Source organism: Candidatus Aalborgicola defluviihabitans (genome assembly GCF_016705985.1).
In the GTDB taxonomy this organism is placed as follows: Bacteria; Pseudomonadota; Gammaproteobacteria; order Burkholderiales; family Burkholderiaceae_C; genus Allorhodoferax; species Allorhodoferax defluviihabitans.
In genome coordinates, this window is sequence record NZ_JADJKN010000003.1 from 14,108 (window position 1) to 36,218 (window position 22,111).

General features: G+C 56.1%; 26 protein-coding genes and 5 pseudogenes. 20 read left to right on the plus strand and 11 right to left on the minus strand.

What is annotated here, in order from left to right:
- Positions 1 to 5 precede the first annotated feature (5 nt).
- From IPI80_RS04600 to IPI80_RS04640, 9 genes are all read left to right on the plus strand, one after another.
- On the plus strand, positions 6 to 566 hold the full coding sequence (locus IPI80_RS04600; RefSeq protein ID WP_413857652.1) for a GDP-mannose 4,6-dehydratase: 561 nt from the start codon (positions 6 to 8) through the stop codon (positions 564 to 566).
- Positions 563 to 901 carry a GDP-mannose 4,6-dehydratase gene (locus IPI80_RS04605; protein WP_413857654.1) on the plus strand — a complete coding sequence of 113 codons (339 nt, stop codon included), beginning with the start codon at positions 563 to 565 and terminating at the stop codon, positions 899 to 901. Before IPI80_RS04600 ends, IPI80_RS04605 begins: the two co-directional genes overlap by 4 nt.
- Positions 902 to 972: 71 nt before the next feature.
- Complete coding sequence (locus tag IPI80_RS04610; protein WP_413857656.1) at positions 973 to 1,311, plus strand: class I SAM-dependent methyltransferase; 339 nt, start codon at positions 973 to 975, stop codon at positions 1,309 to 1,311.
- A gap of 238 nt (positions 1,312 to 1,549) precedes the next feature.
- Positions 1,550 to 2,260, plus strand: coding sequence for a methyltransferase C-terminal domain-containing protein (locus tag IPI80_RS04615; RefSeq protein ID WP_413857658.1), 711 nt, complete (start codon positions 1,550 to 1,552; stop codon positions 2,258 to 2,260).
- Positions 2,250 to 2,861 (plus strand): class I SAM-dependent methyltransferase, encoded by a 612-nt coding sequence (locus IPI80_RS04620; RefSeq protein ID WP_413857660.1) that lies wholly within the window; start codon positions 2,250 to 2,252, stop codon positions 2,859 to 2,861. The genes IPI80_RS04615 and IPI80_RS04620 overlap by 11 nt, the downstream gene beginning before the upstream one ends.
- Positions 2,858 to 3,115: a glycosyltransferase family 2 protein gene (locus tag IPI80_RS04625; protein WP_413857662.1), complete on the plus strand. Its 258-nt coding sequence runs from the start codon at positions 2,858 to 2,860 to the stop codon at positions 3,113 to 3,115. The genes IPI80_RS04620 and IPI80_RS04625 overlap by 4 nt, the downstream gene beginning before the upstream one ends.
- Entirely contained in the window at positions 3,097 to 3,789 is a 693-nt protein-coding gene (locus IPI80_RS04630; protein WP_413857664.1) for a glycosyltransferase family 2 protein, read from the plus strand. The genes IPI80_RS04625 and IPI80_RS04630 overlap by 19 nt, the downstream gene beginning before the upstream one ends.
- Positions 3,786 to 4,193, plus strand: coding sequence for a hypothetical protein (locus tag IPI80_RS04635; protein WP_413857666.1), 408 nt, complete (start codon positions 3,786 to 3,788; stop codon positions 4,191 to 4,193). Before IPI80_RS04630 ends, IPI80_RS04635 begins: the two co-directional genes overlap by 4 nt.
- Positions 4,194 to 4,446: 253 nt before the next feature.
- Positions 4,447 to 4,872: a glycosyltransferase gene (locus tag IPI80_RS04640; RefSeq protein ID WP_413857696.1), complete on the plus strand. Its 426-nt coding sequence runs from the start codon at positions 4,447 to 4,449 to the stop codon at positions 4,870 to 4,872.
- Here IPI80_RS04640 and IPI80_RS04645 read toward each other — a convergent pair.
- Positions 4,849 to 5,301, minus strand: coding sequence for a sugar transferase (locus IPI80_RS04645; RefSeq protein WP_413857698.1), 453 nt, complete (start codon positions 5,299 to 5,301; stop codon positions 4,849 to 4,851). The two genes, IPI80_RS04640 and IPI80_RS04645, sit on opposite strands and share 24 nt — an antisense overlap.
- Positions 5,225 to 5,515 carry a hypothetical protein gene (locus IPI80_RS04650; RefSeq protein WP_413857705.1) on the minus strand — a complete coding sequence of 97 codons (291 nt, stop codon included), beginning with the start codon at positions 5,513 to 5,515 and terminating at the stop codon, positions 5,225 to 5,227. The genes IPI80_RS04645 and IPI80_RS04650 overlap by 77 nt, the downstream gene beginning before the upstream one ends.
- A gap of 2,071 nt (positions 5,516 to 7,586) precedes the next feature.
- On the opposite strand from IPI80_RS04650, the gene IPI80_RS04655 reads away from it, so the two are divergent.
- The 3 genes from IPI80_RS04655 (at position 7,587) to IPI80_RS04665 (ending at position 8,810) form a co-directional block, all read left to right on the plus strand.
- Positions 7,587 to 7,892 carry a pilin glycosylation ligase domain-containing protein gene (locus IPI80_RS04655; RefSeq protein WP_413857701.1) on the plus strand — a complete coding sequence of 102 codons (306 nt, stop codon included), beginning with the start codon at positions 7,587 to 7,589 and terminating at the stop codon, positions 7,890 to 7,892.
- 114 nt (positions 7,893 to 8,006) lie between these two features.
- On the plus strand, positions 8,007 to 8,264 hold the full coding sequence (locus tag IPI80_RS04660) for a hypothetical protein (protein ID WP_413857668.1): 258 nt from the start codon (positions 8,007 to 8,009) through the stop codon (positions 8,262 to 8,264).
- Between the two features lie 417 nt (positions 8,265 to 8,681).
- Complete coding sequence (locus IPI80_RS04665; RefSeq protein WP_413857670.1) at positions 8,682 to 8,810, plus strand: hypothetical protein; 129 nt, start codon at positions 8,682 to 8,684, stop codon at positions 8,808 to 8,810.
- On the opposite strand, the pseudogene moaC reads toward IPI80_RS04665, so the two are convergent.
- A pseudogene (gene moaC / locus IPI80_RS04670) lies at positions 8,787 to 9,225 on the minus strand (cyclic pyranopterin monophosphate synthase MoaC). The gene IPI80_RS04665 and the pseudogene moaC overlap by 24 nt on opposite strands.
- Before the next feature lie 423 nt (positions 9,226 to 9,648).
- Between moaC and IPI80_RS04675 the strand changes: the two are divergent.
- From IPI80_RS04675 to IPI80_RS04690, 4 genes are all read left to right on the plus strand, one after another.
- Positions 9,649 to 9,906, plus strand: coding sequence for a hypothetical protein (locus tag IPI80_RS04675; RefSeq protein ID WP_413857672.1), 258 nt, complete (start codon positions 9,649 to 9,651; stop codon positions 9,904 to 9,906).
- 604 nt (positions 9,907 to 10,510) lie between these two features.
- A complete protein-coding gene (locus IPI80_RS04680) occupies positions 10,511 to 10,882 on the plus strand; it encodes a M48 family metalloprotease (RefSeq protein WP_413857674.1) in 372 nt (123 codons plus the stop codon).
- A 148-nt stretch (positions 10,883 to 11,030) separates the two neighbouring features.
- On the plus strand, positions 11,031 to 11,159 hold the full coding sequence (locus tag IPI80_RS04685) for a hypothetical protein (RefSeq protein WP_413857676.1): 129 nt from the start codon (positions 11,031 to 11,033) through the stop codon (positions 11,157 to 11,159).
- A 293-nt stretch (positions 11,160 to 11,452) separates the two neighbouring features.
- Positions 11,453 to 11,623: a hypothetical protein gene (locus IPI80_RS04690; protein ID WP_413857678.1), complete on the plus strand. Its 171-nt coding sequence runs from the start codon at positions 11,453 to 11,455 to the stop codon at positions 11,621 to 11,623.
- Positions 11,624 to 11,784: 161 nt separating this feature from the next.
- On the opposite strand, the gene IPI80_RS04695 is transcribed toward IPI80_RS04690, so the two are convergent.
- On the minus strand, positions 11,785 to 12,060 hold the full coding sequence (locus tag IPI80_RS04695; protein WP_413857680.1) for a phage holin family protein: 276 nt from the start codon (positions 12,058 to 12,060) through the stop codon (positions 11,785 to 11,787).
- Between the two features lie 2,892 nt (positions 12,061 to 14,952).
- On the opposite strand from IPI80_RS04695, the gene IPI80_RS04700 reads away from it, so the two are divergent.
- The 3 genes and pseudogenes from IPI80_RS04700 to IPI80_RS04710 all read left to right on the plus strand — a co-directional run bounded on the left by IPI80_RS04700 (position 14,953) and on the right by IPI80_RS04710 (position 15,708).
- On the plus strand, positions 14,953 to 15,159 hold the full coding sequence (locus IPI80_RS04700) for a hypothetical protein (RefSeq protein ID WP_413857682.1): 207 nt from the start codon (positions 14,953 to 14,955) through the stop codon (positions 15,157 to 15,159).
- A 65-nt stretch (positions 15,160 to 15,224) separates the two neighbouring features.
- Positions 15,225 to 15,389, plus strand: a pseudogene (locus IPI80_RS04705) (hypothetical protein); the annotation flags it as partial.
- Positions 15,390 to 15,507: 118 nt separating this feature from the next.
- Complete coding sequence (locus IPI80_RS04710) at positions 15,508 to 15,708, plus strand: DUF1289 domain-containing protein (RefSeq protein WP_413857703.1); 201 nt, start codon at positions 15,508 to 15,510, stop codon at positions 15,706 to 15,708.
- A gap of 31 nt (positions 15,709 to 15,739) precedes the next feature.
- Here IPI80_RS04710 and IPI80_RS04715 read toward each other — a convergent pair.
- Positions 15,740 to 16,301, minus strand: a pseudogene (locus IPI80_RS04715) (YaeQ family protein).
- A gap of 9 nt (positions 16,302 to 16,310) precedes the next feature.
- A pseudogene (gene purB / locus IPI80_RS04720) lies at positions 16,311 to 17,679 on the minus strand (adenylosuccinate lyase); the annotation flags it as partial.
- Between the two features lie 96 nt (positions 17,680 to 17,775).
- On the opposite strand from purB, the pseudogene IPI80_RS04725 reads away from it, so the two are divergent.
- Positions 17,776 to 18,365, plus strand: a pseudogene (locus tag IPI80_RS04725) (glutathione S-transferase family protein); the annotation flags it as partial.
- Between the two features lie 1,243 nt (positions 18,366 to 19,608).
- On the opposite strand, the gene IPI80_RS04730 reads toward IPI80_RS04725, so the two are convergent.
- The 5 genes from IPI80_RS04730 to IPI80_RS04750 all read right to left on the minus strand — a co-directional run bounded on the left by IPI80_RS04730 (position 19,609) and on the right by IPI80_RS04750 (position 22,101).
- Complete coding sequence (locus tag IPI80_RS04730; RefSeq protein ID WP_413857684.1) at positions 19,609 to 19,746, minus strand: hypothetical protein; 138 nt, start codon at positions 19,744 to 19,746, stop codon at positions 19,609 to 19,611.
- A gap of 206 nt (positions 19,747 to 19,952) precedes the next feature.
- Positions 19,953 to 20,069 carry a hypothetical protein gene (locus IPI80_RS04735; RefSeq protein ID WP_413857687.1) on the minus strand — a complete coding sequence of 39 codons (117 nt, stop codon included), beginning with the start codon at positions 20,067 to 20,069 and terminating at the stop codon, positions 19,953 to 19,955.
- A gap of 284 nt (positions 20,070 to 20,353) precedes the next feature.
- Complete coding sequence (locus IPI80_RS04740; protein ID WP_413857689.1) at positions 20,354 to 20,629, minus strand: hypothetical protein; 276 nt, start codon at positions 20,627 to 20,629, stop codon at positions 20,354 to 20,356.
- Positions 20,630 to 20,663: 34 nt separating this feature from the next.
- Positions 20,664 to 20,801: a hypothetical protein gene (locus IPI80_RS04745; protein WP_413857691.1), complete on the minus strand. Its 138-nt coding sequence runs from the start codon at positions 20,799 to 20,801 to the stop codon at positions 20,664 to 20,666.
- A gap of 145 nt (positions 20,802 to 20,946) precedes the next feature.
- The gene (locus IPI80_RS04750) at positions 20,947 to 22,101 is read right to left on the minus strand and encodes a hypothetical protein (protein WP_413857694.1); all 1,155 of its coding nucleotides are present in this window, start codon (positions 22,099 to 22,101) and stop codon (positions 20,947 to 20,949) included.
- Between the last annotated feature and the right edge of the window lie 10 nt (positions 22,102 to 22,111).

Here is a 22,111-nt window from a genome sequence, read left to right on the forward strand (position 1 = left end):
TGACGATGAAAACTGTACTCATTACGGGTGTAACTGGGCAAGATGGTTCGTACCTAGCTGAACAACTGACCAATACAGACTCCCGCATCATTGGTTTAGTGCGGGATGAGCAAAAGGCAAATATTTGGCGGGCTGCACAACCCGAGGTCGCGGTTGAATATGCCCTATGGGATATGTGCAGTCAGCACTCAATGGAGGAAGTTCTGTCCAAATATCGGCCAGCTGAAATTTACAACTTTGCAGCCTATTCATCAGGTGCTGGTATGTACGATGATGCCGTTAGCATCGGTGATGTAAACGGGCTGGCGGTGACGCGATTGTTAGAGGCAATTCGAACGGTGGACCCAAACATAAAATTTTGCCAAGCTTCGAGTCGTGAGATTTTTGGCGCAGCGAGCGAGAGCCCTCAGTCAGAGAAATCAGTCGTTAATCCACGTAGCCCGTACGGAGCAGCCAAGCTCTACGCGGACAGCATGGTGCAGATCTATCGGCAGCACTACCGACTTATTCGCCTGCTCGCGATTCTTTTTAATCACGAGAGCCCGCGGCGTGGCTTGGATTTGTGACCAGAAAGATAACACACACAGCCGCCAAGATTAAGCTGGGGCTTGCCAGTGAGCTTAGGCTTGGCAATCTCGATGCTCTAAGAGATTGGGGATATGCGGCTGACTATGTTCGCGCGATGCCGTTGATGCTGCAGCAGCCATATGCGGATGACTATGTAATTGCAACTGGAAGAGCCCACTCAGTACGTGATTTTTGCCGGGTAGCGTTTGAGCGTCTAGGAGCAGATTATCAAGGATTACGTACACGAAGACGCCTCGGCATACCGTCCGCACGAGCCGGTAGTGTTAGTCGGGAACGCACAAAAGCAAAGACACAGCTTGGTTTGGGCGCCTGAAGTTAATTTGACGAGCTAGTAGGCATGATGGTGGACGCAGATGTCGAGTTATTATTACGCAAAGAACGCTGATGTACACAAAAATTGAGAAGTGTAGGATTTGTGGCAACGCCCATTTAGAGCGCGTGCTTGACTTGGGCGAACAAATGCTGACGGGCGTGTTTCCTCGCGAAAAGAACGCCCAAGTAACCTCAGGGCCGCTTCGGTTGGTCAAGTGTTATGGTGGTGATGATGTCTGCGGTTTGCTGCAACTTGAGCATTCCTACGATCTGGGCGAGATGTACGGTGAGAACTATGGCTATCGCTCAGGTTTGAACGCCAGTATGGTGGCACATTTGCATGCCAAAGTACAACGCATTCAGACTCTGGTGGCATTGACTTCCAGGCGACTTGATTGTGGACATAGGTAGCAACGACAGTACGACACTGCAGGCCTATCCACACCATCTTGAACTGGTGGGAATAGACCCGACCGGCGTCAAGTTCACAGCTATTACCCAACCATATCAAACTCATTTTCCGAATTTTTTTCTCTTCCCATTTGTTGACCGAGCACCTCCAGGCGGCGAAAAGCCAAAGTAGTGACGTCATTTCTCGATGTTTTATGACCTCGAATCACCGATGGACTTCATGCGAGAAGTTCACGAAGTGCTCGCCGACGACGGGATTTGGGTTTTCGAGCAAAGCTACATGCCGACAATGCTAGCAACGAACTCGTATGACACGGTATGTCGCAAGCACCTAGAGTTTTATGCCTTGCGACAGATTCAGTGGATGGCTGAGCGGGTGGGGTTCAAGATTCTGGACGTGGAATTCAATGACGTAAATGGCGGTAGTTTTTCAATTGCGGTCGTCAAAGCATTAAACAAGTCGACTGTTTCGTCTGATGTGCAGGAAATATTGAGCCAAGAAAATCGGCTGGGTCTTGACACACTAGTACCGTACTATGAGTTTGCTGACCGGATTGCGCAAACCAAGATCGACTTGCTTGCCTTCATTGCCCGTGCCAAGGCCGACGGCAAGACAGTTGCTGCGCTAGGCGCATCAACAAAGGGGAATGTGTTACTTCAATATTGTGGTTTGTCAGACAAAGACATTTCTTTTGTCGGTGAGGTAAATGCAGAAAAATTCGACTGCTACACCCCTGGTACGTGGATTTCAATCATTCCAGAGAATGAATTATTAGACAAAAAAATTGATTTTCTTATTGTATTGCCATGGCATTTCAGGAAATTCTTTGAACAATCCAAGACTTTGATAGATCAAACCCTGATTTTCCCGTTGCCTTTATTGGCGATGAGTGGTAATGCGATGAATTTTAAATTAGTATTTAAATATATTTCTAGATATGATAGTTGATACAGGAAATATTATTTCTAAAATCGGGCATGGGCTCTCTCCGGTCATATTAGATATAGGGTGTGGCCCGAGGAAGAAAGATGCAACCAGTATTGGCATCGATACCCTGCAATTTCAAGGCGTTGATATCGTGGGTGATGTGCATGAAGTACTTGCGTTACTACCGGACGCCTCGGTTGATGGCATCAATTCCAGTCATTTCATGGAGCATCTGTCGGATCTCGGGGCGCTAGTCAGAGAAGTGGAACGTGTCCTGAAACCTGGCGGGGAATTAAGAGTTATTGTTCCTCATTTTTCAAATCCGTATTATTATTCAGATCCCACGCATAAAACCCCTTTCGGACTCTATACCTTTTGTTACTTCGCGGAATGTAATATTTTTTCCCGCAAAGTACCGAGTTATGGGCATAAAGCCGTCTTGAAAATTCAACGAGTCTCGCTGCTCTTTAAATCATCACCGCCATTTTATCTGCGGTATGGTTTTAAAAAGATAGTGCAGTGGCTTGTCAATCTGTTTGCATACAATCAAGAATTTTATGAAGACATGTTGACCGGTATTATTTCTTGTTACGAAATAGACTTTCTATTGGTCAAGAAGTGAGTATTTCAGTTTCTATTGTTATAGTTAATTGGAACACCGGTGACATGCTTGGAGATTGTTGCCGGTCAATTGTTGGTGCGGACATGGCAGGTATTGCGCTTAATGAAGTTATCGTTGTAGATAACGCTTCGACAGATAAGCTCCGCCCAAGGCCTGACAGAAATCAATTACCACTGCATCTGGTGGTCAATGACGACAACAAGGTTTTGGAACCGCTTGCAATCAGGGTGCAGCGTTGGCAACCGGTGAACTAGTCTTGTTTTTGAATCCAGATGTCCGCTTGTACCAAAGCACGCTCGCCCGCACGGTGGAATTTATGGCGCAGCCTAGCAGCGCAGATATTGGAATTTGCGGGGTGCGGTTAGAGGACCAGCGTGGAGATTACTCGACAAGCGCTGCGCGTTTCCCCAGCGTATGGTCTATTGTCAGGTTCGCGCTAGGTCTACGATCGACAGAAGCAGCTGGTTTGCCAAGTGGAGTTGGACAATCAGATGCCGTTGTAGAGGTCGATCAGGTAATTGGCGCGTATTTCTTAGTTCGCTCCGAATTATTTCGTCAACGAGGTTTTGACGAAGCGCTTCTGTTTACTTTGAAGAGGTCGATTTTTCTTGGCGCGCGGCTGGCTGGCCGACGAAGTGTTTGCCTCGCGGATGTCGGCGCGTTTCATTTTGGTGGTGGATCGTCTCAACAAGTTAAAGCCTTGCGCCTGTTCTATTCACTTCGAAGTCGACTGCAATATGCTTACAAACACTTTTCTGCCGCTGGCTTTGTGTGTGTACTGTCTGCGACTATTTTTGTGGAAATTTTTTCGCGCTCAGTGTTGGCCTTAGCGAGAGGCTCCAAAGAGCAGCTTGCAGAGACTTGTGTTGCTTATCGAATGCTGTTGTGTTGGATACCGCAATGGTGGCTAAAGGATACTAGCCGATGACGAATATGCGTTTACTGTTGTTGTCGAAGTATGGTCGCCTAGGCGCTTCCTCGCGTATTCGCACGCTGCAATACCTGCCTGATTTTCAACGATTAGATCTACAGGTTTCGGTCCATTCGCTGATATCCGACGAGGCACTAGCGGCTCGCTACCAACGTGGCCGCTACCGCGTTCTAGGCCTCCTTCGCGCATATTCAGAGCGCGTACGAGCACTACTGGGTCGCCACAAGTTCAACGTCGTCTGGATCGAAAAAGAGTCGCTACCGTGGTGGCCGTTTTGGATCGAGCGGGTTTTGTTGCGGGGTGTGCCCTACGTTTTGGATTACGACGATGCAGATTTTCACAACTATGGCCTGCATCGGTGGGCGTGGAGTCCGCTCGGTATATGGACGACGTCTGAATGAATAATGACCGGCGCCACGCTTGTGGTGGCTGGCAACGAGTATCTGGCACAGCTGGCGCGCGCGCCGCTGGTGCACCGTGGGTAGAAATTGTGCCAACCGTTATTGATTTGGTACGGTACCCATTCGATCCACATCATACAGGCTCAAAATGCGTTGATAACCGCGCGTCGTTTGGATTGGATCGCCGTGCACCATTCACTATATTCAGTCGATTCGGGGGGCGTTGGCGCAGCTTGCGGAGAAATATCCGTTCGTGCTCCGCGTGATAGGCGGCGGGGCAATTGAGATACCTGGTGTGCAAATCGAGGTTGTTCATTGGTCTGAAGCGACTGAAGTGCAAAGCATTCGCGACTGCGATATCGGAATCATGCCGCTGCTGAACACGCCCTGGGAAAAGGGGAAGTGTGGGTATAAGTTGATTCAATACATGGCATGCGGTCTACCCACCGTAGCGTCCAATGTGGGCGTGAATGCAGAAATAGTTCAAGACGGGTTGACAGGAGATTTGGCGAGCAGTCCAGACGACTGGGTATCCTCGTTGGCAAGCCTTCTGGCAGATGGCGAGTTACGCCGCACAATGGGTGAAGCAGGGCGTTTGCTGGTGGAGAAAAAATATTGCGTGCAGCAGACGGGCCCAAGGCTCGCCAATTTGCTCTCATCGTGCGCCGAACCCATTTAGTACGATCCGAACAGTCTTGTAGAAAATCAGCAAGTCCAACGCCATGGAGTAGTGGGCAACGTAATACAAGTCGTAGCTGAGCTTAACAGCCGCACCTTCTTCGCTGTCGGCGTACCCCTGCTGTATTTGAGCCCACCCAGTCAAACCCGGACGCACCAAATGGCGGTACGTATAGGCCGGAATGCGGGTAGCAAAGGCGTCCACAAACGTCAATTGTTCGGGGCGTGGACCAATCAGGCTCATATGGCCTGCAAGCACGTTGCCACAACTGCGGCAACTCGTCCGCGCCAGCGCCGTACGCAAACGACCTACACCTGTGATGCGTGCGTCATTCGTCTGTGCAAACTGGGCTTCAGACTCCTGCGCTTGGTGGCGCATGCTGCGAAATTTCCAGAGCCGAAATGGATGCCCGTTCTGCCCAACGCGCATTTGGGAGTACAGGGCCGGTCCTGCGGAATTCAGGCGCACGGCTAAGCCGCCAAAAACAAATTCCAAGCCACACTGGCGCGGTTGCCAGCACCATCAGCACATCCATTGCGCGCTTGGCCACGTCATAGGCGGGGTTGCCGTCGAGCTCCCAAAGTTCGTCTTGCTCGCTGGGCAGCATTTTGCGGCCACTGAGCAATTCGGCAACGGTCTCCACGCTGTACAACCGCTGTGGCTGAGTTTGAGCCTGCCTAACAATCGGCTGCGCTCGGGGTTGGCGCAACATGCCGGTCAGCGACGCCGTCAAAGGCCTCAAGCACCGAGGCTTCTGCGGGATCGGTCGGTATCGGATGCAGTTCAATGTCCCGACTATTAAGCCCGCCTCTCCCGCACCAAGCCTGATTGTTCGGCGATGCCAGAATCCGAGGGCAAACTAGGCGCTGTGCACGAATGCGTTTGCGTAACCGGTCTCCCACCACCAAACCATGCGGTGCTCCAAAACATGAATGAATGATCCCAGCGCCCCGTGAATGGGGTTCTTGAAACGGCGCAAACCCCAACATCAGCAAGAGAAAGGCATCACTGTTGTTACTAGCAGCATACTAGTGCGCTCGGCAGCCAGGCTTCCCGCGGCGAATCAGTGCGCGCACAGCGGGTAGGGCAATGTGCACCCCGGCACTGTTTTGCAAATTGCGGTGTCGCCCATTCCAGCCACATCAGCCCCGGGCGTGGCGTAGCTCAGCACCAACGATGCAGCCCGCAAAGACCATCCCAGTTGGGCATTTTGTCGCCGCGCGCAACAGATGGAGACCATCTTGCCGCGATCAGTGTGTGTTGTTGTTTTGGTGGGTGCCGTGTGCATAGGTTATGGTAAGTCCATCACACGGCACCAAGCATGGCACGGTACCGTTGCGCCAGCCATCGCCATTTGCTTGTCACCAAAGCGACGGGTAGCGTTCGCGGCTGCTTGCCCCATCCGGACTCACAGTGCCGTGTCGCTTTGCAAACGGTCAAACGGTGGAAAGTGCCGGTTGATTGCCCGCCGGCTTTGCGGAATCCGTTGACACCATCCTCAACCAACTCGCACACACCTACTTCGGTAGCAGTTAATGGTTGACCCAGCACAATTGCCTCGATGATCACAGGGCAGGCCCTCGTAACGCGAGCACAGCACAAATATTCCCGCTTGTGCCAGCAGTTGCGGCACACGGTCGCTCAGGCCAAGGCAGTCTCTAGCGCGTGTTTGGTTAGCGCCGCCGCCAGTGCGCCGGCATGAAACGAGGTGAGTCAGTTCCTTCGCCAACCAGCACCAGCTAAAGGGTGCGCGGCAATCTTCAAACGCCTTCAGTAGCATGTCATGGTCTTTCGCGTGACAAGCGCGTGCAGCCATGACGACTGTAGTACTAGTCCCAACCTTCGCGCGGTAACCGTGATCCGGCATACCGTTATGGACAGTCAGGCACCGATCTGGCCGAATTTTCAGTCTATCTATTCAGCCTGCTGGTCGGCGTTGAAGCAAATCAAGTAGGCCGTACCCGCAATGTGTGAAAAAGCCGTTCCCCAGTACACCAGCGATGCTCGGAAGTGCGCGCGACCTCCCAAAACTGTGCGTGGACCGTATAGAGGCAAAGCGGCGCTGGAGATACCCAGCCATACGGGCAATCTTGCCGCCTTGCTATGGGCATGCCGCGGGTCGGGGCGTTCTGATCGGACAATTTTCAGGAAGCCAGAAGACGGCGAAAATCCAGATCGGGTTGATGCTGCTTCTGAGTGTAGGTAATATCACGCTTGGGAGCCCTTGGCCAACAGCGCGGCGAACTGGCCCTTCCTCTCCCAAAACAACGAAAAAATCAAAGCTTGTCTGCAATGCAGTGACCAGTGTCAGGACGTGGATGGGTGCACCAGCCAAATCTGCGTTGGTGGATGCAATCAATATCTTCTTGCGAACAGCGGGCAATTGGCTTTCCATCACTCCAGTGGTAAAGCCATTGCGTCGGCTCACCGTTTGACTAGCGGGTCAAGCGGCTCTTTCTTTGCAGTGAATCGTCTCACGTACCCTATTCGGTGCTTTCTGGAACTCTGCCTCACGCTGCCATGGCTCAATCCCTTTACCTTTGGGCCAACCCCAGCCGTGGTTCCCTGGCTTTCTCCATGGCATGTGCCGGGGCACTGCTGGGTGTTTTTGGGGGTAACCACAGCCACAACTGCTGGCATGCAGCCAGACGTGGGTGCGCGCCATTGCTGGTGCTTGGTTGGTAGCCGCCTTGATCAGCGCTGCTATTGGATTGGTGCAGTATTTTGGCGACAGCGCCGCCCTGGCCCCCTGGATAAATACGACCGGGCTGGGTGAAGCGTATGGGAATTTGCGTCAACGCAACCAGTTTGCCACGCTCGGCAATGGGTTTGGCGGCCTGGTGTGGTGGGTGATGCAAGGACTTCCGGCGGTTGGCTGTTGCAGCCGCTGCGCTCACGGCAATGGGCAGTGTTGCGTCGTCATCGCGAACCGGTCTTTGCGGTGGTTTGTTGTGCATAGCGGTGCTTACCCGCAGTGCGGCGGGGATCGTCGATCGACGCTGTGCGGCGCGTGCTGCTGACCGCCGCGCTGGCTTATCCGGTTGCGACCGTGGGTCTGCCGTGGCTGGCTGGGCTGGACCCCGCCGAACAGCGGTGCCTGGGCACGCGGTTGCGTTCAGGCTGACGCGGCCTGCATGCGGTCCGCCGAGGCTGTGGTCAACGTGCTGCATCTCATTACCCAAAAACTGTGGTTCGGATGGGGCTGGGGGGAGCTGGGTTACGCGCACTTCGTGACGATGTATCCCGGTGCCCGTTTCTGTGACATTTTGGACAATGCCCACAATCTGCCCTTGCATCTAGCGGTTGAGTTGGGGGTGCCGATTGCAGGGGCAATGTGCGGTGCCGGGCTCTGGGTAGTGTTACGCGCCAAACCGTGGCGCGAGACGGACTAACACGGCAAATGGCATAGACAATCACTTGTGCGCTCATTGGCTTGCACGGTTTGCTGGAATATCCATTGTGGTACGGACCGTTTTCAGATCGCAGTAGGGTTGTGTGCGTGGCTACTCTTGGGGTCACCAAAGCCCGCCCGTATGGATTGCGTGGTGGCTGCACTCATGTTGGCAGGTTGCGCCTATGCAGCATGGGACTATTGGCGCATCAGCCAGATCTACCTGCCGGTTGACGAGCGGTCCAGCCACTACCGGGACAACACGATGGACAAGCTCCGCAAATCATTGGCTATTTCAGAGCCAAGTGCAGTTCGCGGAACTAACCACCACAAACCTGACCGCAGATAGCGCCGAACAAATTTACGAACAAGCTTTGCAATTGCTGCATTTTCGTCCAGGCCGCGGGTAATAGAAAAGTTGATTGAAAGCGCCACACTATTGGGACGGGATGACCATGCCGCCTACTATTTGCAACGATACAAGGCAGCGTTCCCTGACGCCTATGCGCGGTGGACTGCGGCCTCAGCTGGCCACAAAGCTCCCTGACTTGCCGCCGTGTTTCTCCACCAAGCGCACACCATTGATGGTCATGCCACGATCCACCGCCTTGCATGTCGTAAATGGTGAGCAGGGCAACCCTGAACGGCGGTCAGTGCCTCCATTCCACACCCGTTGGGCCTACCGTTTCTGCGGTGGCCGTGCAGGTAACCCGTGCGGCCTGCGTAGCGCCTGGCAGGCGCTAGCAAAGTCCATGGGCAAGCGCGTCCAGTGCGATAGGGTAACACAGCAGGATCAAGGTGCTGGTCTGCTTGGCGCCTGGATGCCAGCGATGCGGGCGTTCCCAACACATCGCCTTTTTGGCGTTGCCTGATTCGATCAACGCCAGCGTGGCAGGCTGCATTCAATGACCCGGTGGCAATGGCAATTCGGCGGGTGGCAGTTTCCCGGCGACATCCACCATGTGGGCTTGTCCTCGGGTGTCAAAATGGGTTAGTAGGCATGGATGGATTTGGTATGAAAATCGGGAACTTACCTGCGCTACCCCAGTGTTCTCGCCTTCCATTTGGCGGACGATATACAACATGTTGACAAACGCACCCCAGTTCTGGCGTGACCGCCTGACGGCCAGTGCCGTCCATCGGCAGCCAGTTGCTGATTGCCGCTTTTGCCGGCGCACTGGTGTTTGGTGTTTGGGCCCTATCCCTATCGAAATTTCGGGCGGACGTGAGTTGTTTCTGCTAGTGGTCAGCGTGGATGTCATTCTTGGCCGTTGATCACTGGCGGTTTTTCAACCGCCAAGCCGCACAGGGAGTTGACTGGGACCTGTCGGTGGTTGTGCTGCTTCAGCTGGGAGGCGCTGGCCTATGGTTTGTGGACCGTCAGCATGGCCCGCCCGGTGCACATGGTGTTTGAGATTGACCTGTTTCGAGAGTGGTGCATGCTGTGGAAGTTCCGCCGGGCGCTGGACAAAACACCCGCAGGTATGAGAGCATTGCCATTGTTGGGACCGACCCTGCTGGCGGTTCGCCCCTTAAAAGCCGGAAAGCATGGATGCCACCATGGCTGTTTCTCACAAGGCGTTTCCCGGGTGCGCGACCAGACCGCAGGCAAGTCTTATGCACAAGCAGTACCGATGTGGTGAAAGGCAGCCAAGCCCGTCAGCCAGCTAAAGAGGCGGTTTCCACCAGGCCTCCGACATCGACAGCGTGTTGGCCAGCGCCAGACGCCAGGCTGCATAACGTGGTGTGCTCGCACTAGGTTGGGCGTAAGGCCGTTTGGACTGTCTTCTGGACCCCTCACGGCGCAAATCCTAGCCACTATGCCACTGGATTCATTTTGACTGTGATCTATAAGCAAAATCGAGCACTAGCCCTCGTCGCTGCTGCACAAGCAGCTATGTTTATTATAACAAGTGGTGGTGCCTGACGGTGGCAACCGCCCAAGTCACCAGTGTGGTCGCCGGCAGGCACATCGGCTGCCACTTTGCTAATCTCGGTGATGGCACCGACACGATCCCCCCAGCGCCGAGCGCCGGCTGGGCGACCGCATTGCGCGTGAGCTCTACCGCGACCCAGACTACGTGGATGATGCAATCCTCACGGAATACGTGCAAAGCATCTGGCAACCTTTGCTCGCTGCGGCGTACGCCAGCGCGGCGAGATCACGCGAACAAGGATGAAACCTATGCATGGGAGGTCATTCTGGGGCGGGACCGCACTAAACGCCTGCTTTGCTTTGCGGGGCCTGTGGGACTGCATTTGGGGTTGATTGCCGTTGTTACCAGCCGCGACGAATTGGCGTCGGTACTTGCCCACGAGCTCAGCCACGTCACGCAGCGCCACATTGCGCGCCTGATGACGCGCCAAAGTCAGCAGGCACCCTGGTTGTTGGGCGCCATGATTCTGGGCATATTGGCTGCGGGCAGAAGCCCCGATGCTGCCAATGCCATGATTGTGGGCAGGTCAGGCGGTGGGGCCCCAGAGCCAGCGCTCAATTTCTCCCGCGACATGGAGCGCGAGGCCGATCAGGTGGGCTTTGGTGTCGCTACCCAGGCCGGTTTTGCTCCACGGGGTTTTGTGAGCATGTTTGCCAAACTCCAGCAAAGGCTTCCCGGTTGAACGACTCTGGTAATTTTCCGTACCTGCGCAGCCACCCATTGAGTACCGAACGCATGTCGGACATGCAGTCCCGCATCGCGCCGACCGGGAGTTGTTCCGGTCCGCACCACAAGGGTGCGTCAGGGCGATGCAGGAGGCCGATCAGGCCATGATGTCCGCACGGGCAGGTGTGCTGTCCAACCGACCGTGGATGCCTTGCCGAACTTTGGTCATTACAACAGGCCGAACCCACGCTGCCAGCAAGACCACTGCGGCGCAGCAAGCCGCCACGCTGTAGGGCGACACTGGCTGCCATCAAACTGCGTGACCATTCCGCTGCACAGGGTTTCTGGCTGCGTTTGACCGAGGTGACTCGTAACATTTAGCAACTGCGCGTTTGGCACAGTTGTTGGGTGTGGGTTGGCTGGCCATGGATGACACTGCGCGCGCATCGCGCCTGCTGTCCCAGGGTAGTGCTGCTCCGGAATTCCGACCAGTCGTGCGGAAAGGTTCCTCGCAGCGCAAACCTGGCTGAAGGCTGCGACCTCGGCCACGGGCGCCCCGCCAGATTCGTTGCCGGTACGCGATTTGTTGGCCATCATTCAAACCCTGCAAACCTGGGTGGCGAACACCCCAAAGACGCGAGCATGGCAGTTGTTGGCCAGTATCTACGCCGCACAGGGCCGCACGCTCAGTTCCATACGGGCGCAGGCCGAGATCAATAATGGCGCAACTGGACTACCCGGCACGTTGGCGCGCTAAAGCAGCTCCAGGACTGGGTTCGCAAACAAGGTACGGCCGTGGACCGCTTCGAGGCGTCCATCACTGACACCCGCACCCGACAGGTGGAGCAATTAGTTCGGAACGGGCGCTGGAGCGCTGAGTCAATAACGATGCCCAGCACGGAATAAACGGGGAGCCAATCAGCGCCGCGCCGTCCCGCCACGGTGAAGCCGTCCGGGTGCCGGACCCGCTGACCAGAACATCAGGGCGTTGATCACAAGCAGGAACAACCCCAGCGTCACCACCGTTACCGGCAAGTCAGGATGACCAGAATAGGCCGCAAAACCGTGTTGAACGGCCCGATCCAGCGCAGCAATCAGTGCTGCCGAGTAACTTTTGATTTCCACGCCGCTGTACAGATAGGCGACCAACAGCAGGGATGCCGCGCTTAGCAACCATTTGGTAATGAGTTTCATGGGGTATGCGTATCACTGTGGGTTTGTGGGGCCGCGAGGGTTGACCAGTTTTTCTGTGCATGACGCGGATTGCATTTCAGATCGGTGGCGAAAAGTTTGCAGTCAAAGAGTGGGAGCTTTCAGCGATGGCTCTTAACTGGTGACGGAGCGAGGTCAAGCGCATCTGTGTCGCAGGCAAACCCCGCGGCGTGTTCACGTACTCCGCCTCGCTGTTGGCAATCCACTCGGTCAAACGGACACCGTTAACGCTGGACACACCTTGCAGTGAGCATGGTTGCGCCACGAAGCGTAATGGTTGGCACGCCCATCCACAGCGCAAATGCCGTGGTTGTGCCGCCGGGATACGGGAAGTATCGAGCAGGATATCGATTTCACGGTGGGCTTCAAGGTATTCTTCCAACCCATTGCCCCAAGCAAATCCACGCGGGTCAAGTCGATGCCCGCCCGCGTCATCTGCGCAGAGCTTGTTGGCAATGGTGGCACTGTCCAGGGCCTTGTTTGAATCCGTAAGCGGGATTGTGGAACGGATTCCAAGACGTTGGCCCACACCGCAACTTGGCTATTGATCTTGGCAGCCTGTTGAAAGGACCCGGAGGTCATTGGTTTTGGTTACGTGGAGTTGGTGTTACGAGGATTGGGCGTGTTGGCCGTGGAGTTGTCATGCATAGCCGCGTACTGGGTGGGCGAATAACTTTTTCGCTGAACCACTCATCCAAAGTCTTCGGGTACGCATGCGGCGTCTGCATGATGTAGTCCATCGTTTTATCCCAGGCCGTTACTGGCGAAGTAGCCAGCAGGGCGACTGCACCGAGGCAGGTTTGCGCGCAAAAACCGGCAATCTTGCATCACCTGTATGTCGCTAAATCAAAGTACATCGATTCTTTGTTCCCGCACCGGCGGTCCGCGACAGCGCCGTCGAGATTTCAGATGTTGTACATCGTCCATTCAGAAAACAGTGTCCTGAATGTTGCGGTTGGTGCGTCATCCAACTGGTTATTGGAAAAAGCGACCAAATGGAATCGGGTTTTGTCAATTTGCTCCAAGATGCCGACAAGAAAGTGGTACACCGGGTGTTCTCTAAACTCTCCAGAAGACAAAACCAACACGCAGAACCTTGGTGTCAATGTCAGCAACCTCCGCTGGCAGGGGTTGGTAGTGGTAGATAGGTGCTTTCATCCGCACGGGCGGGTGTTGAGCCGCTTCTTTTATACGACCGGTTCAGTTCTATCGCGGTATGGCTCAAGTTAAGCAGCAGCAACAGGTGCGCAGGAGGTAGTCCGGCAGTGCTTGATTGACTGATCCAATAGTTCTACTGCTGCGCGCGCATTTCCATTTCGCGTGTAAAAGTAGCCTCGGTGGTAATCGACGCTACCTGGGACACCGATGGATCCGCTGCCTGCGCCATTTCAAAATAAGGGACCGGGCCTCATCTTCGCGTTCGAGTCGGCACAGTGCGGCCCCAAGCAACATGTTGATCGACGCGTCTTTGACGCCCCGTGCAACTGCCACCATGGATGGTCCACCATGCCTTGAAAGTCAAAAACATCAGTACATGCTTGGCAAGCATGAGACGGTAGTCGTATTGTCTGGGCAAAGGCGCACTTGCTCTTCCAAAAACTCCTTGCTTCTTTCGGCCGCCCTTGTTGCCGCAGTATTCGTACGACGTCTTCACAGGCTCTTGGCAAATCGGTTTTCAAACCAGATTGGTTTTGAAATGCTTCTTCGCGTCTTCAAGGTCGATTTGTGTTTCACAGATCTCACCCAGTAAATAGAACGCTTCGAATACTTCCGGGTCGGTGTTGACTGGATTTGTGGCGCGCTTCAATACGATGCGGGCTTCAACCGATCTGCCTGTTCTTTTAAAACATATCCAAGGCAAATCAAAGTCCGCGTGTCGTCCTTTTTGTGGTCTAGAGCCTCACGAAAACAGGCTTCTGCTGCGTGAGTCAACTTTCGTCTGCAGAAACGCGTTACCTTTGGTTCTCAAGCTGTCCACGGCATTCGGAGTTGATTACGGGTGCTGGCTTTGGCGTATTTTGACCAGTCGGCGTATCCAGACCGACGCTGCAAGGCTTGGCGAAATCGATCAAGCATGGGTTTGCTACTGGGCGCGCAGGTTAATCAGAATCAGGACGCCAACGTATCTGCCAGCTTTTGGTCGTAACCCGCATCCTTCAAGTCCCAGAAAGCATTCAAGCTTGGCGGTTTTGTAGAAGTTCAATATCTCTTCTTGTTTGAATTGCTTAATTCCTTAAGCATCTTCTCTTTGGCATAGTTGACCTTGGACTGACGTTTGGCTTCATAACTTGGGTCATTGGGCACAAACTCAGTGACCAACTCCAGCCAGTTCGAACAAATGCTTCCAGCATTTTTGCGCTCAACCAATTAAACATGTGAATTTCCAGTTTGACATCACTCCCCGACATGGGGAACGGTTCATTCTAAGCGGCTATGGACCTCATGTTGAGGATGCTTAATCATTGGGGCTTTGTGCGTATATAGAATGTGTGTTGCCGCTCTTCATAGCGATTTCAAATACTTGCAAGGGTAATTCGTTTTGGGAATCTTGATTGAAACCATCAACGGTATTTTTTACTCGCCGACGGGCTGAGCAGCTTCCGGTCGTGACCGAAGCTACAAACTTCTTCTTCGTCGGACAAGGTTCTCAACGTTGGAGAGAACAGCAAGTTGATACCGATCCCTGCCTATTTCGACGGGTGGCAACATGACCTTTTGGATGATGAGCGCGGCAATCCGGACTGGTTTGCGATGCGAGGCTTATGTCGTTGGAGCCGGGTCAATATGACGCGTTGTATTGCTCGCGCTTTCGGAACATTACTATCGCCACGAAGGTTAAAAGTGTTGCAGGGTTTGTGCATATATTGAAAGATGATGGATTTTGCCGAAATTCGTGTGCCCGACATTGCCAAAGTCATCGCAGCCGTGCAAAACGGCACGCTCGATCTGGATGACGTTTTGTATGAGTCAGCTGGTCCGATATCGGCACACGATGTGATGTACGCGGGCTTCCAGTCGAAATTGTCAGCAGCGGACAGGATTTCTATGCACACAAAACGGGTTTTACTAACAAGTCGCTGATGAAGTTTTTGTCGCAAGGTGGTTTCAGCATATCTTCTTGGCCGAAGGCGTGGAACTGGCGGTTCATGCGCTGGCATTCAGACAGAACCCACCGCAAGACAACGCGCGCTGCTGGATTTGCCGCCACCCTGAATGGCGTACATCCACATCACCGATCTGGGGTGGCCATCAACTACTGGCGCCAGCACGAACCTTCGGTTGATGGCATTTCGCTGCCAGGTCATACCCGCGTACTGGCAGAAATTTACGCCCATATGGTTTATTCACGGGTAATGCGTGTTGACGAGATGTCGCGAAGCGGCGTTATCAGCATAGCGCCTTTGGTACGCCACCACCCCGACACCTTGCATTGCTATTTTGTTCCACCAGCCGGGGGATGCCGTGTCCAAGGGCTGCGGGCGCACGTTCGAGGAGGTACAGCTTTGGCCGCAAATGACTCCGGTGGAAAAGCGAGCCACTGGCGACGCATTACGGACAGGGGGACGGCGGCGCTTCAACAAATACGCCGACCGGGCCGTTGAAGGGTTTGGTGCACTATCAAATCAATAGCTGGTTGAGCTTATTTGACGAGGGCTAGCACCTATTTCCAGCGTATGGGTTCCAGATCTACCGTGGTTTTCTCATCTCCCAGGGTCAGCACGCTTTCCCGGATGGTGGCTTGCAATTGCATGCTGCGCTGCGCCAACAGCTGGCCAGTGACTGGGATGATTCCGTGGGCACCCGCCAGACCTGCAGGCGGTCCATGCGGTCAGCTTGTTTTCGATGCCCTTCCACCAGACTTCCGCCGCGTGGTTGAAGGCGTAGACCACGACCTGGTCGGCCTTCTGGCAGGCTTTCTGCAGGGGTTTGTCTTCCGGTTGGCCGACTTCGATCCACACGCGTTTGCGGCCAGTGAAGTCCGTCAGGGAAACGTCCGGGTCCTCCGGGTCCGACAGGCCCGCGCCGAATGCCAGCGTGCCGTCCCCGTTGCAGACACCTTGCAGTGTGTGGGCCTGCAACGCCAGCGCCGCCAGCCGGATCATCATGCGCTCGTCGGTCTCGCTGGGGTGGCGCGCCAGCGTGAGCGCGTGGTCGGCGTAGTAGCCGTGGTCGATGTCGGCAATCTGCAGATTGACTTTGAAAATGGTGGATTTGAGGGCCATCAGACGCGCTTGCGCCAGCTCGGCGGCCATGCCCGTGTAGCTGCCCGGCGTCATGGCCAGCAGGCGGTCTTTTTCGGCCTGGGAATGTCCAGACCGGCAATAAACCCCTGCATCAGCTCGCGTGTCATCGCCGCGACACGGGTGAATTTCTTCAACTGTTCATACGGCTGGGGCAGGCCAAAGCGGCGCATCACGGTCTGGATCGGCTCGGCCAGCACTTCCCACGAGGCGTCCAGGTCGGTGGCAATGGCTGCCTCGTTGAGCTCCAGCTTGTTCAATCCGGTCAGCAGCGACTGGTAGGCCAGCACCGCATAACCCAGCGCCACGCCCATGTTGCGCAGCACGGTGCTGTCGGTCAGGTCGCGTTGCCAGCGGCTGATGGGCAGCTTTTCGCTCAGGTGTTTGAGCAGCGCATTGGCCAGACCCAGGTTGCCCTCGGCGTTTTCGAAGTCGATGGGGTTGACCTTGTGCGGCATGGTGCTGGAGCCCACCTCGCCGGCCTTGAGCTTTTGCTTGAAGTAGCCCAGGCTCACATAGCCCCAGACATCGCGCGACCAGTCGATCAGGATGGTGTTGGCGCGGGCCATGGCGTCGAACAGCTCGGCCATGTAGTCGTGCGGCTCGATCTGGATGCTGTAGGGCTGGAAGGTCAGGCCCAGGCCCAGGGGTTCCGGTGTTTCGATGACCCGGCGGCTAAAGGCCTCCCAATCGAAGTCGGGCCAGGCCGAGAGGTGGGCGTTGTAGTTGCCCACGGCACCGTTCATCTTGCCCATGATCTTGACGGCAGCGATTTTGTCGCGCGCAGCGGCCAGGCGCACCACGACGTTGGCGACTTCCTTGCCCACCGTGGTGGGGCTGGCGGTCTGGCCGTGGGTACGGCTGAGCAGGGGCACCTCGGCAAAGGCATGGGCCATGGCGCGCAGCTTGGCGATGACCGCGTCCAGCGCCGTAGCAGCACCAGGTCGCGCCCGCCCTTGAGTTGCAGGGCGTGGCTGGTGTTGTTGATGTCTTCGCTGGTGCAGGCAAAGTGCACAAATTCCTGTGCCGCCAGCAACTCGGGGCGGGCTTCGAATTTGGACTTGATCCAGTACTCCACCGCCTTCACGTCGTGGTTGGTGGTCTTCTCGATGGCCTTGATGGCCTCGCCGTCGGTTTCGGAGAAGTTCTTTACCAAGCCTAGCAAGTAAGTACGTGCTCCGGGTGTCAAAGGCTTGAATTCGGCAAAACCTGCGTCACTCAGGGCGATGAGCCAGGCCACTTCGACTTGGACGCGGCGGTGCATATAGCCCTGTTCGCTCATCAGGGGGCGCAACGCGGCCAATTTGGCGGCATAGCGGCCGTCCAGGGGGGAAAGGGCGGAAATGGAGGAGAAAGTCATGCCCGAATTGTAGGTTGTACGCCACCATGGGCTGCCGACAGGTTGCTGTAACCCCCCAATGGATAGAATGGCCGTTCCTGAAACAGTTGAGCACCCATGAAATTACTCGGATCCACCGCCAGCCCCTATGTCCGCAAAGTGCGCGTCGTCATGGCGGAGAAGAAACTGGACTACACCGCTTTGTGCCCGAGGACGTCTGGAGTGCCGACACGACCATTTCCGAGTCCAATCCTCTGGGCAAGGTGCCTTGCCTGATCATGGAAGGTGCCGAGGCCCTGTTTGATTCCCGCGTCATCGTGGAGTACCTCGATACCCTGTCGCCCGTGGGCAAGCTGATTCCGCCGGTAGGCCGCGAGCGCGCCGAAATCAAGACCTGGGAGGCCCTGGCCGACGGCTTGATGGACGCCGCCATTCTGGCGCGGTTGGAAGCCACCTGGTCCGGGCGAACCAAGGCCCAGCGCAGCCAGGCCTGGATAGACCGCCAGTTGGGCAAGGTCCATGCCACCGTGAAAGCCATGAGTCATGGCCTGGCCGAGAAGCCGTTTTGCGGTGGCATTCATTTCAGCCTGGCTGATATGGCCGTGGGCTGTCGTTGGGGTACTGGATTTCCGATTCCCGCAGATCGACTGGCGCACCGACTACCCCAACCTGGTCCGTTTGACGACAAGCTGATACAACAGGTCAGCTTGCAAAGCGATTCCGGAGATACAGCGGGTTTTCCCGCGCCGCCCCAGTACAACGTGCCATTTCTCACACCACTTTACATTTTTGAACTTCCCAAGCGGTGCGCTGGTACTAAAGTGCATGGCTCCCAGGCGACCACGTTCAAGACTTTTTACAAATGCCGCGAATGCGGGAGCAGCCAACTATCCAGCGGGTAGTTGACCGCGCGCCAATGGTGCTTTGGAGGCGACGGGCGAATACCGCTGCACAGGTTGCCGCAACATGACTGCAACGTTGCGTGCACGGGTGGGAACCCCGGCGTCAGGCTCGATTTCCAGTCAGCAGCTTTCCCGGTTAGTGCTTAACAAGCGGAGATGACGACCGCACTCAGATCGACCGCTTCAACGTACAAACCCCGCCTCCGCGTCGCACTATAGCTGCAAGGTCTTCATAGCAGAATCAATCAGGAAGTGGCGCTTTTCCATCAGGAAAACGAAGGGCAGGTGGAGTGAGTGGGTGGGTTCGGGATTTCGCATCGGCAGATCGCCACAGAGGTGCCGCTCTTGCGTCCGCAGGGTGCCTGCTAACATTGTCATCATACACGCACCCACGACCAACCCCGCCTTTTTGTCCAAAATCTGCATTCGCAGCGACCTGTTGACACACCTATCCGGCCTGCCACGCCCCTGGGTGTTTACGCCAATGGTGTTTTGACGTGCTGCACCGAGGCGCTGTCATGCTGAAAGCAGGCCCGGTCGCTGGGTAGCAGCCTGATCGTGGCGCTGCCAACCGACGCCTCGGTGCGCCGGCTATGCAAAGGCGAAGATCGCCCGCTGAACCCGGGAGATGGACCGGGCCATTGTCGCTGGCCAGCCAGCAGTGCGTTGACTTGGTTACTTGGTTTTGATGAGGACACGGTCCAAATCATTGCGGGCTGCGACCGGACATTCTGGTCAAAGGCGGTGACTACGACCCAGGATGTGCTACCGGAAACCGCGCTGATGCATGGCCAGCTGGGGCGGACGCCAGCGCTACCTTTGTTGGCGAAGGCTATTCAACCACCCCGCCTACTGCAGCGCATCCGTGCAAGCAACTAGGCGGCCTGGGCGCGGATGCGGCAGCAAACCAACCACCTCCCACAAGGCCAGCCCAGCAGCGCGTTCGTGGGCGACCAGCAACCGCCTCAATCTGGGTGGGTTTCTTCATTGAGGCGGACACGGTGCTGGATTTAGCGCAGGCTGCGGTAGGCCTGTGCGGCTTCATCGCCTACCGGTGCTGGCGGCGGCCGCCTGCAGGCTTGAGCACGTTGCCAAGACCAATATTGCCGGCATTAGCCAGCAGTTCAGGATGGCGGTAGCCTTGGGATAGCACCAGAAACTGGACACCAAACTCGATGTCCACCATGCCGCCGGGACTGTGTTTGATGTCAAACAGCGCCCGCGCACCGGGTGAACACTGCGTACTTTGTCGCGCATGTTGTCAATTTCTGCGAGCAACCTGGTTATCCCGCTCGGCGCTGATCACAGCTTCGCGCATCGCATCAAGCGGGCCTGCAGCGTGGCATCGCCCAGTACACAGCGGGCCGGGTCATGCTTACTAGTGTTCCCAAGTCAGGCCGTATTGCTGCCACGCTGCTGTTGATAATTCGAATAGGCATCGAAACTGGTGACCAAAGGCCCTGAATTGCCGTTGGGGCGCAAGGCCGTGTCGATTTCGTACAAGTCCACTTCGCCGGTCTGGCACGGTGAGCCAGTTGATCAACTTGCGCACGGGGCTGCGTAAGCTTCACGCCGGCTCGGTCATCCGGGTCGTCGTAGACAAACACAATGTCAAATCCCTGCCATGGCCAACTCCTTGCCTACCTGCAGTTTTCCGTAGAGCAATGATGCCAAAGCAGCATTCCGGCCGGTGGCAGTTCTTCAGCCGTTCCCAGCACCAGCGGGTGGTGGCGCGCAATACCGCTTCGGCCGGGCGCTGAGGGTCACAACCTGTTCTACTGTTAAGCGTCCCTTCACACGTCGCGCGCCGGAATGCGGAACACATCCGCATGGTGGGCGGGCGCGGCAGTCAAGCAGGGCCTCATCGTCATCTTCGCCGCTGCTTTGCAAGGCACTGATCGTCGTTCCAGTTCCTGCTCAAAATCAGCGGGGTCAAATAGTTCCTCGAACAGGGCGTTGCCTGCCGGTTCGTCGATGACGCCGGGGTGTTTGAACAGGTAGCGCGCAGGCCAGCGAGCAGCGCCCAGCATGCAGAAGGCGCTCATGCACAACAGGGCGCTCAGTAGCAAAGCCAGATAACTCTCGCGCCGCAGCAGGGTTCAATCAGTCGGTAGCCACTGCGGCGTCTTCACTGACACGGCCTCGGCCAACCATGCGCTGTGCGTAGTACCAGCCGGGCTGAACATGCGGGTTGCCGCTGGGGCAAAGACGCGGGGTGGTGACAAATCGCCACCCGCTCATCAAACGGTGGTGGGGCCAGTAGGGCGTCGAAGTCGTTAGTGCTGGTGAAGCCTTTGCCGCACCGCACCACAGCCTTGCATTCTTTCGGGCACCACCGAGCAGGAGCGTCAAACTCTGGGCGACCAGTTCACGGTGGCGGTCAAGCTCACCCAGAAGGCGCAAGTTCGCTGAAAGCCCAGCGTCCGGGCCAAACCAATCCACATTCAGGCTCAGGATCAGCCGTGGGCAGCACGACAGGTCTGCTGGTCGTCCGGGTACTGGATGCGGTGCTCCACCGGGCGCAAAAATACATACGCCGGGACCCAATGCTTCGGCCGTGGCCTGCGGCATCGAGCCAGCACAGGCCCGGTAACTTCGAAGCGCTCTGCGTGGAGCGATTGCTGCAACTCGGGAACCAGCCACCTGCCACCACCTGCCGCTTGGTTGAGCGGTGAATTCGATCTCGCGGATACCGCCGCGCGAGTTTGACGTCGTTGTTGCGCTCGGGCTTGCCGGCGCTGCGCTTGGTGGCGTGGTCGCGGATCTGGCGGTGCAGCACGCGCAGGCGCTTCAAAGACGTTGTAGTCCGGGTGGCGCCGGAACACAAAAGGCATCGCCCGCTGCGATTAGCGCGCAGGCCGATCCAATCGACGTGGGGGCCACCACCCGGCTCTTGAGCGGTGCAAAAACGCTCTCTCCTCGCGCCCCTGAACGTGAAAATACTCTTCCGACTTTCCCCAAACGAAGCCACGGGAGGTCCAGGGTTACCGTTGGGGCGCAGCGCCTTGTCGAAGCGAAAGACGAAGCCATGCTCCGTGGTGTCGCCCACCAGCGCATAAATGGCCTTGACGCCAACGCCCGAAGTATTCACGGTTGGATACGCGGTTTTCTGCCTTCGGCATTGCCGAGTCTCCCCATCCTGGTCGTAGATATAGATGAGATCAATGTCGCTATACATTGAGTTCGTGCGCAAGCTTGCCCATGCCGACAATACGCAACTCGGCTCCTGCGTGCCTGTGGCGTATGTGGTGCGACATGTTGTGCGTCCAGTGTTTTTGCAGAATTTCTCGTGGTAAGCGTATCGAGAATAAATTCGGCCAAAGTCGGTCATGACACCGATTTTGACCGGGAGGGCACCTTCGTTGCAATCAGGGTGGATGAGCCGCTCAACGACCAGTTGGCGCACAGTGCGCGAACCACTGCCCACATCGTTGCCATTGGCCAGCAAGCCTTCGTACAGCGCCTGTGTGGAGGTGTAACGCAGGGTAGGGTTAATTGCTGGGCCGGCGTCGGCGAATACGTTGGCTGAAGCGGGAACCATCGCTCAGATC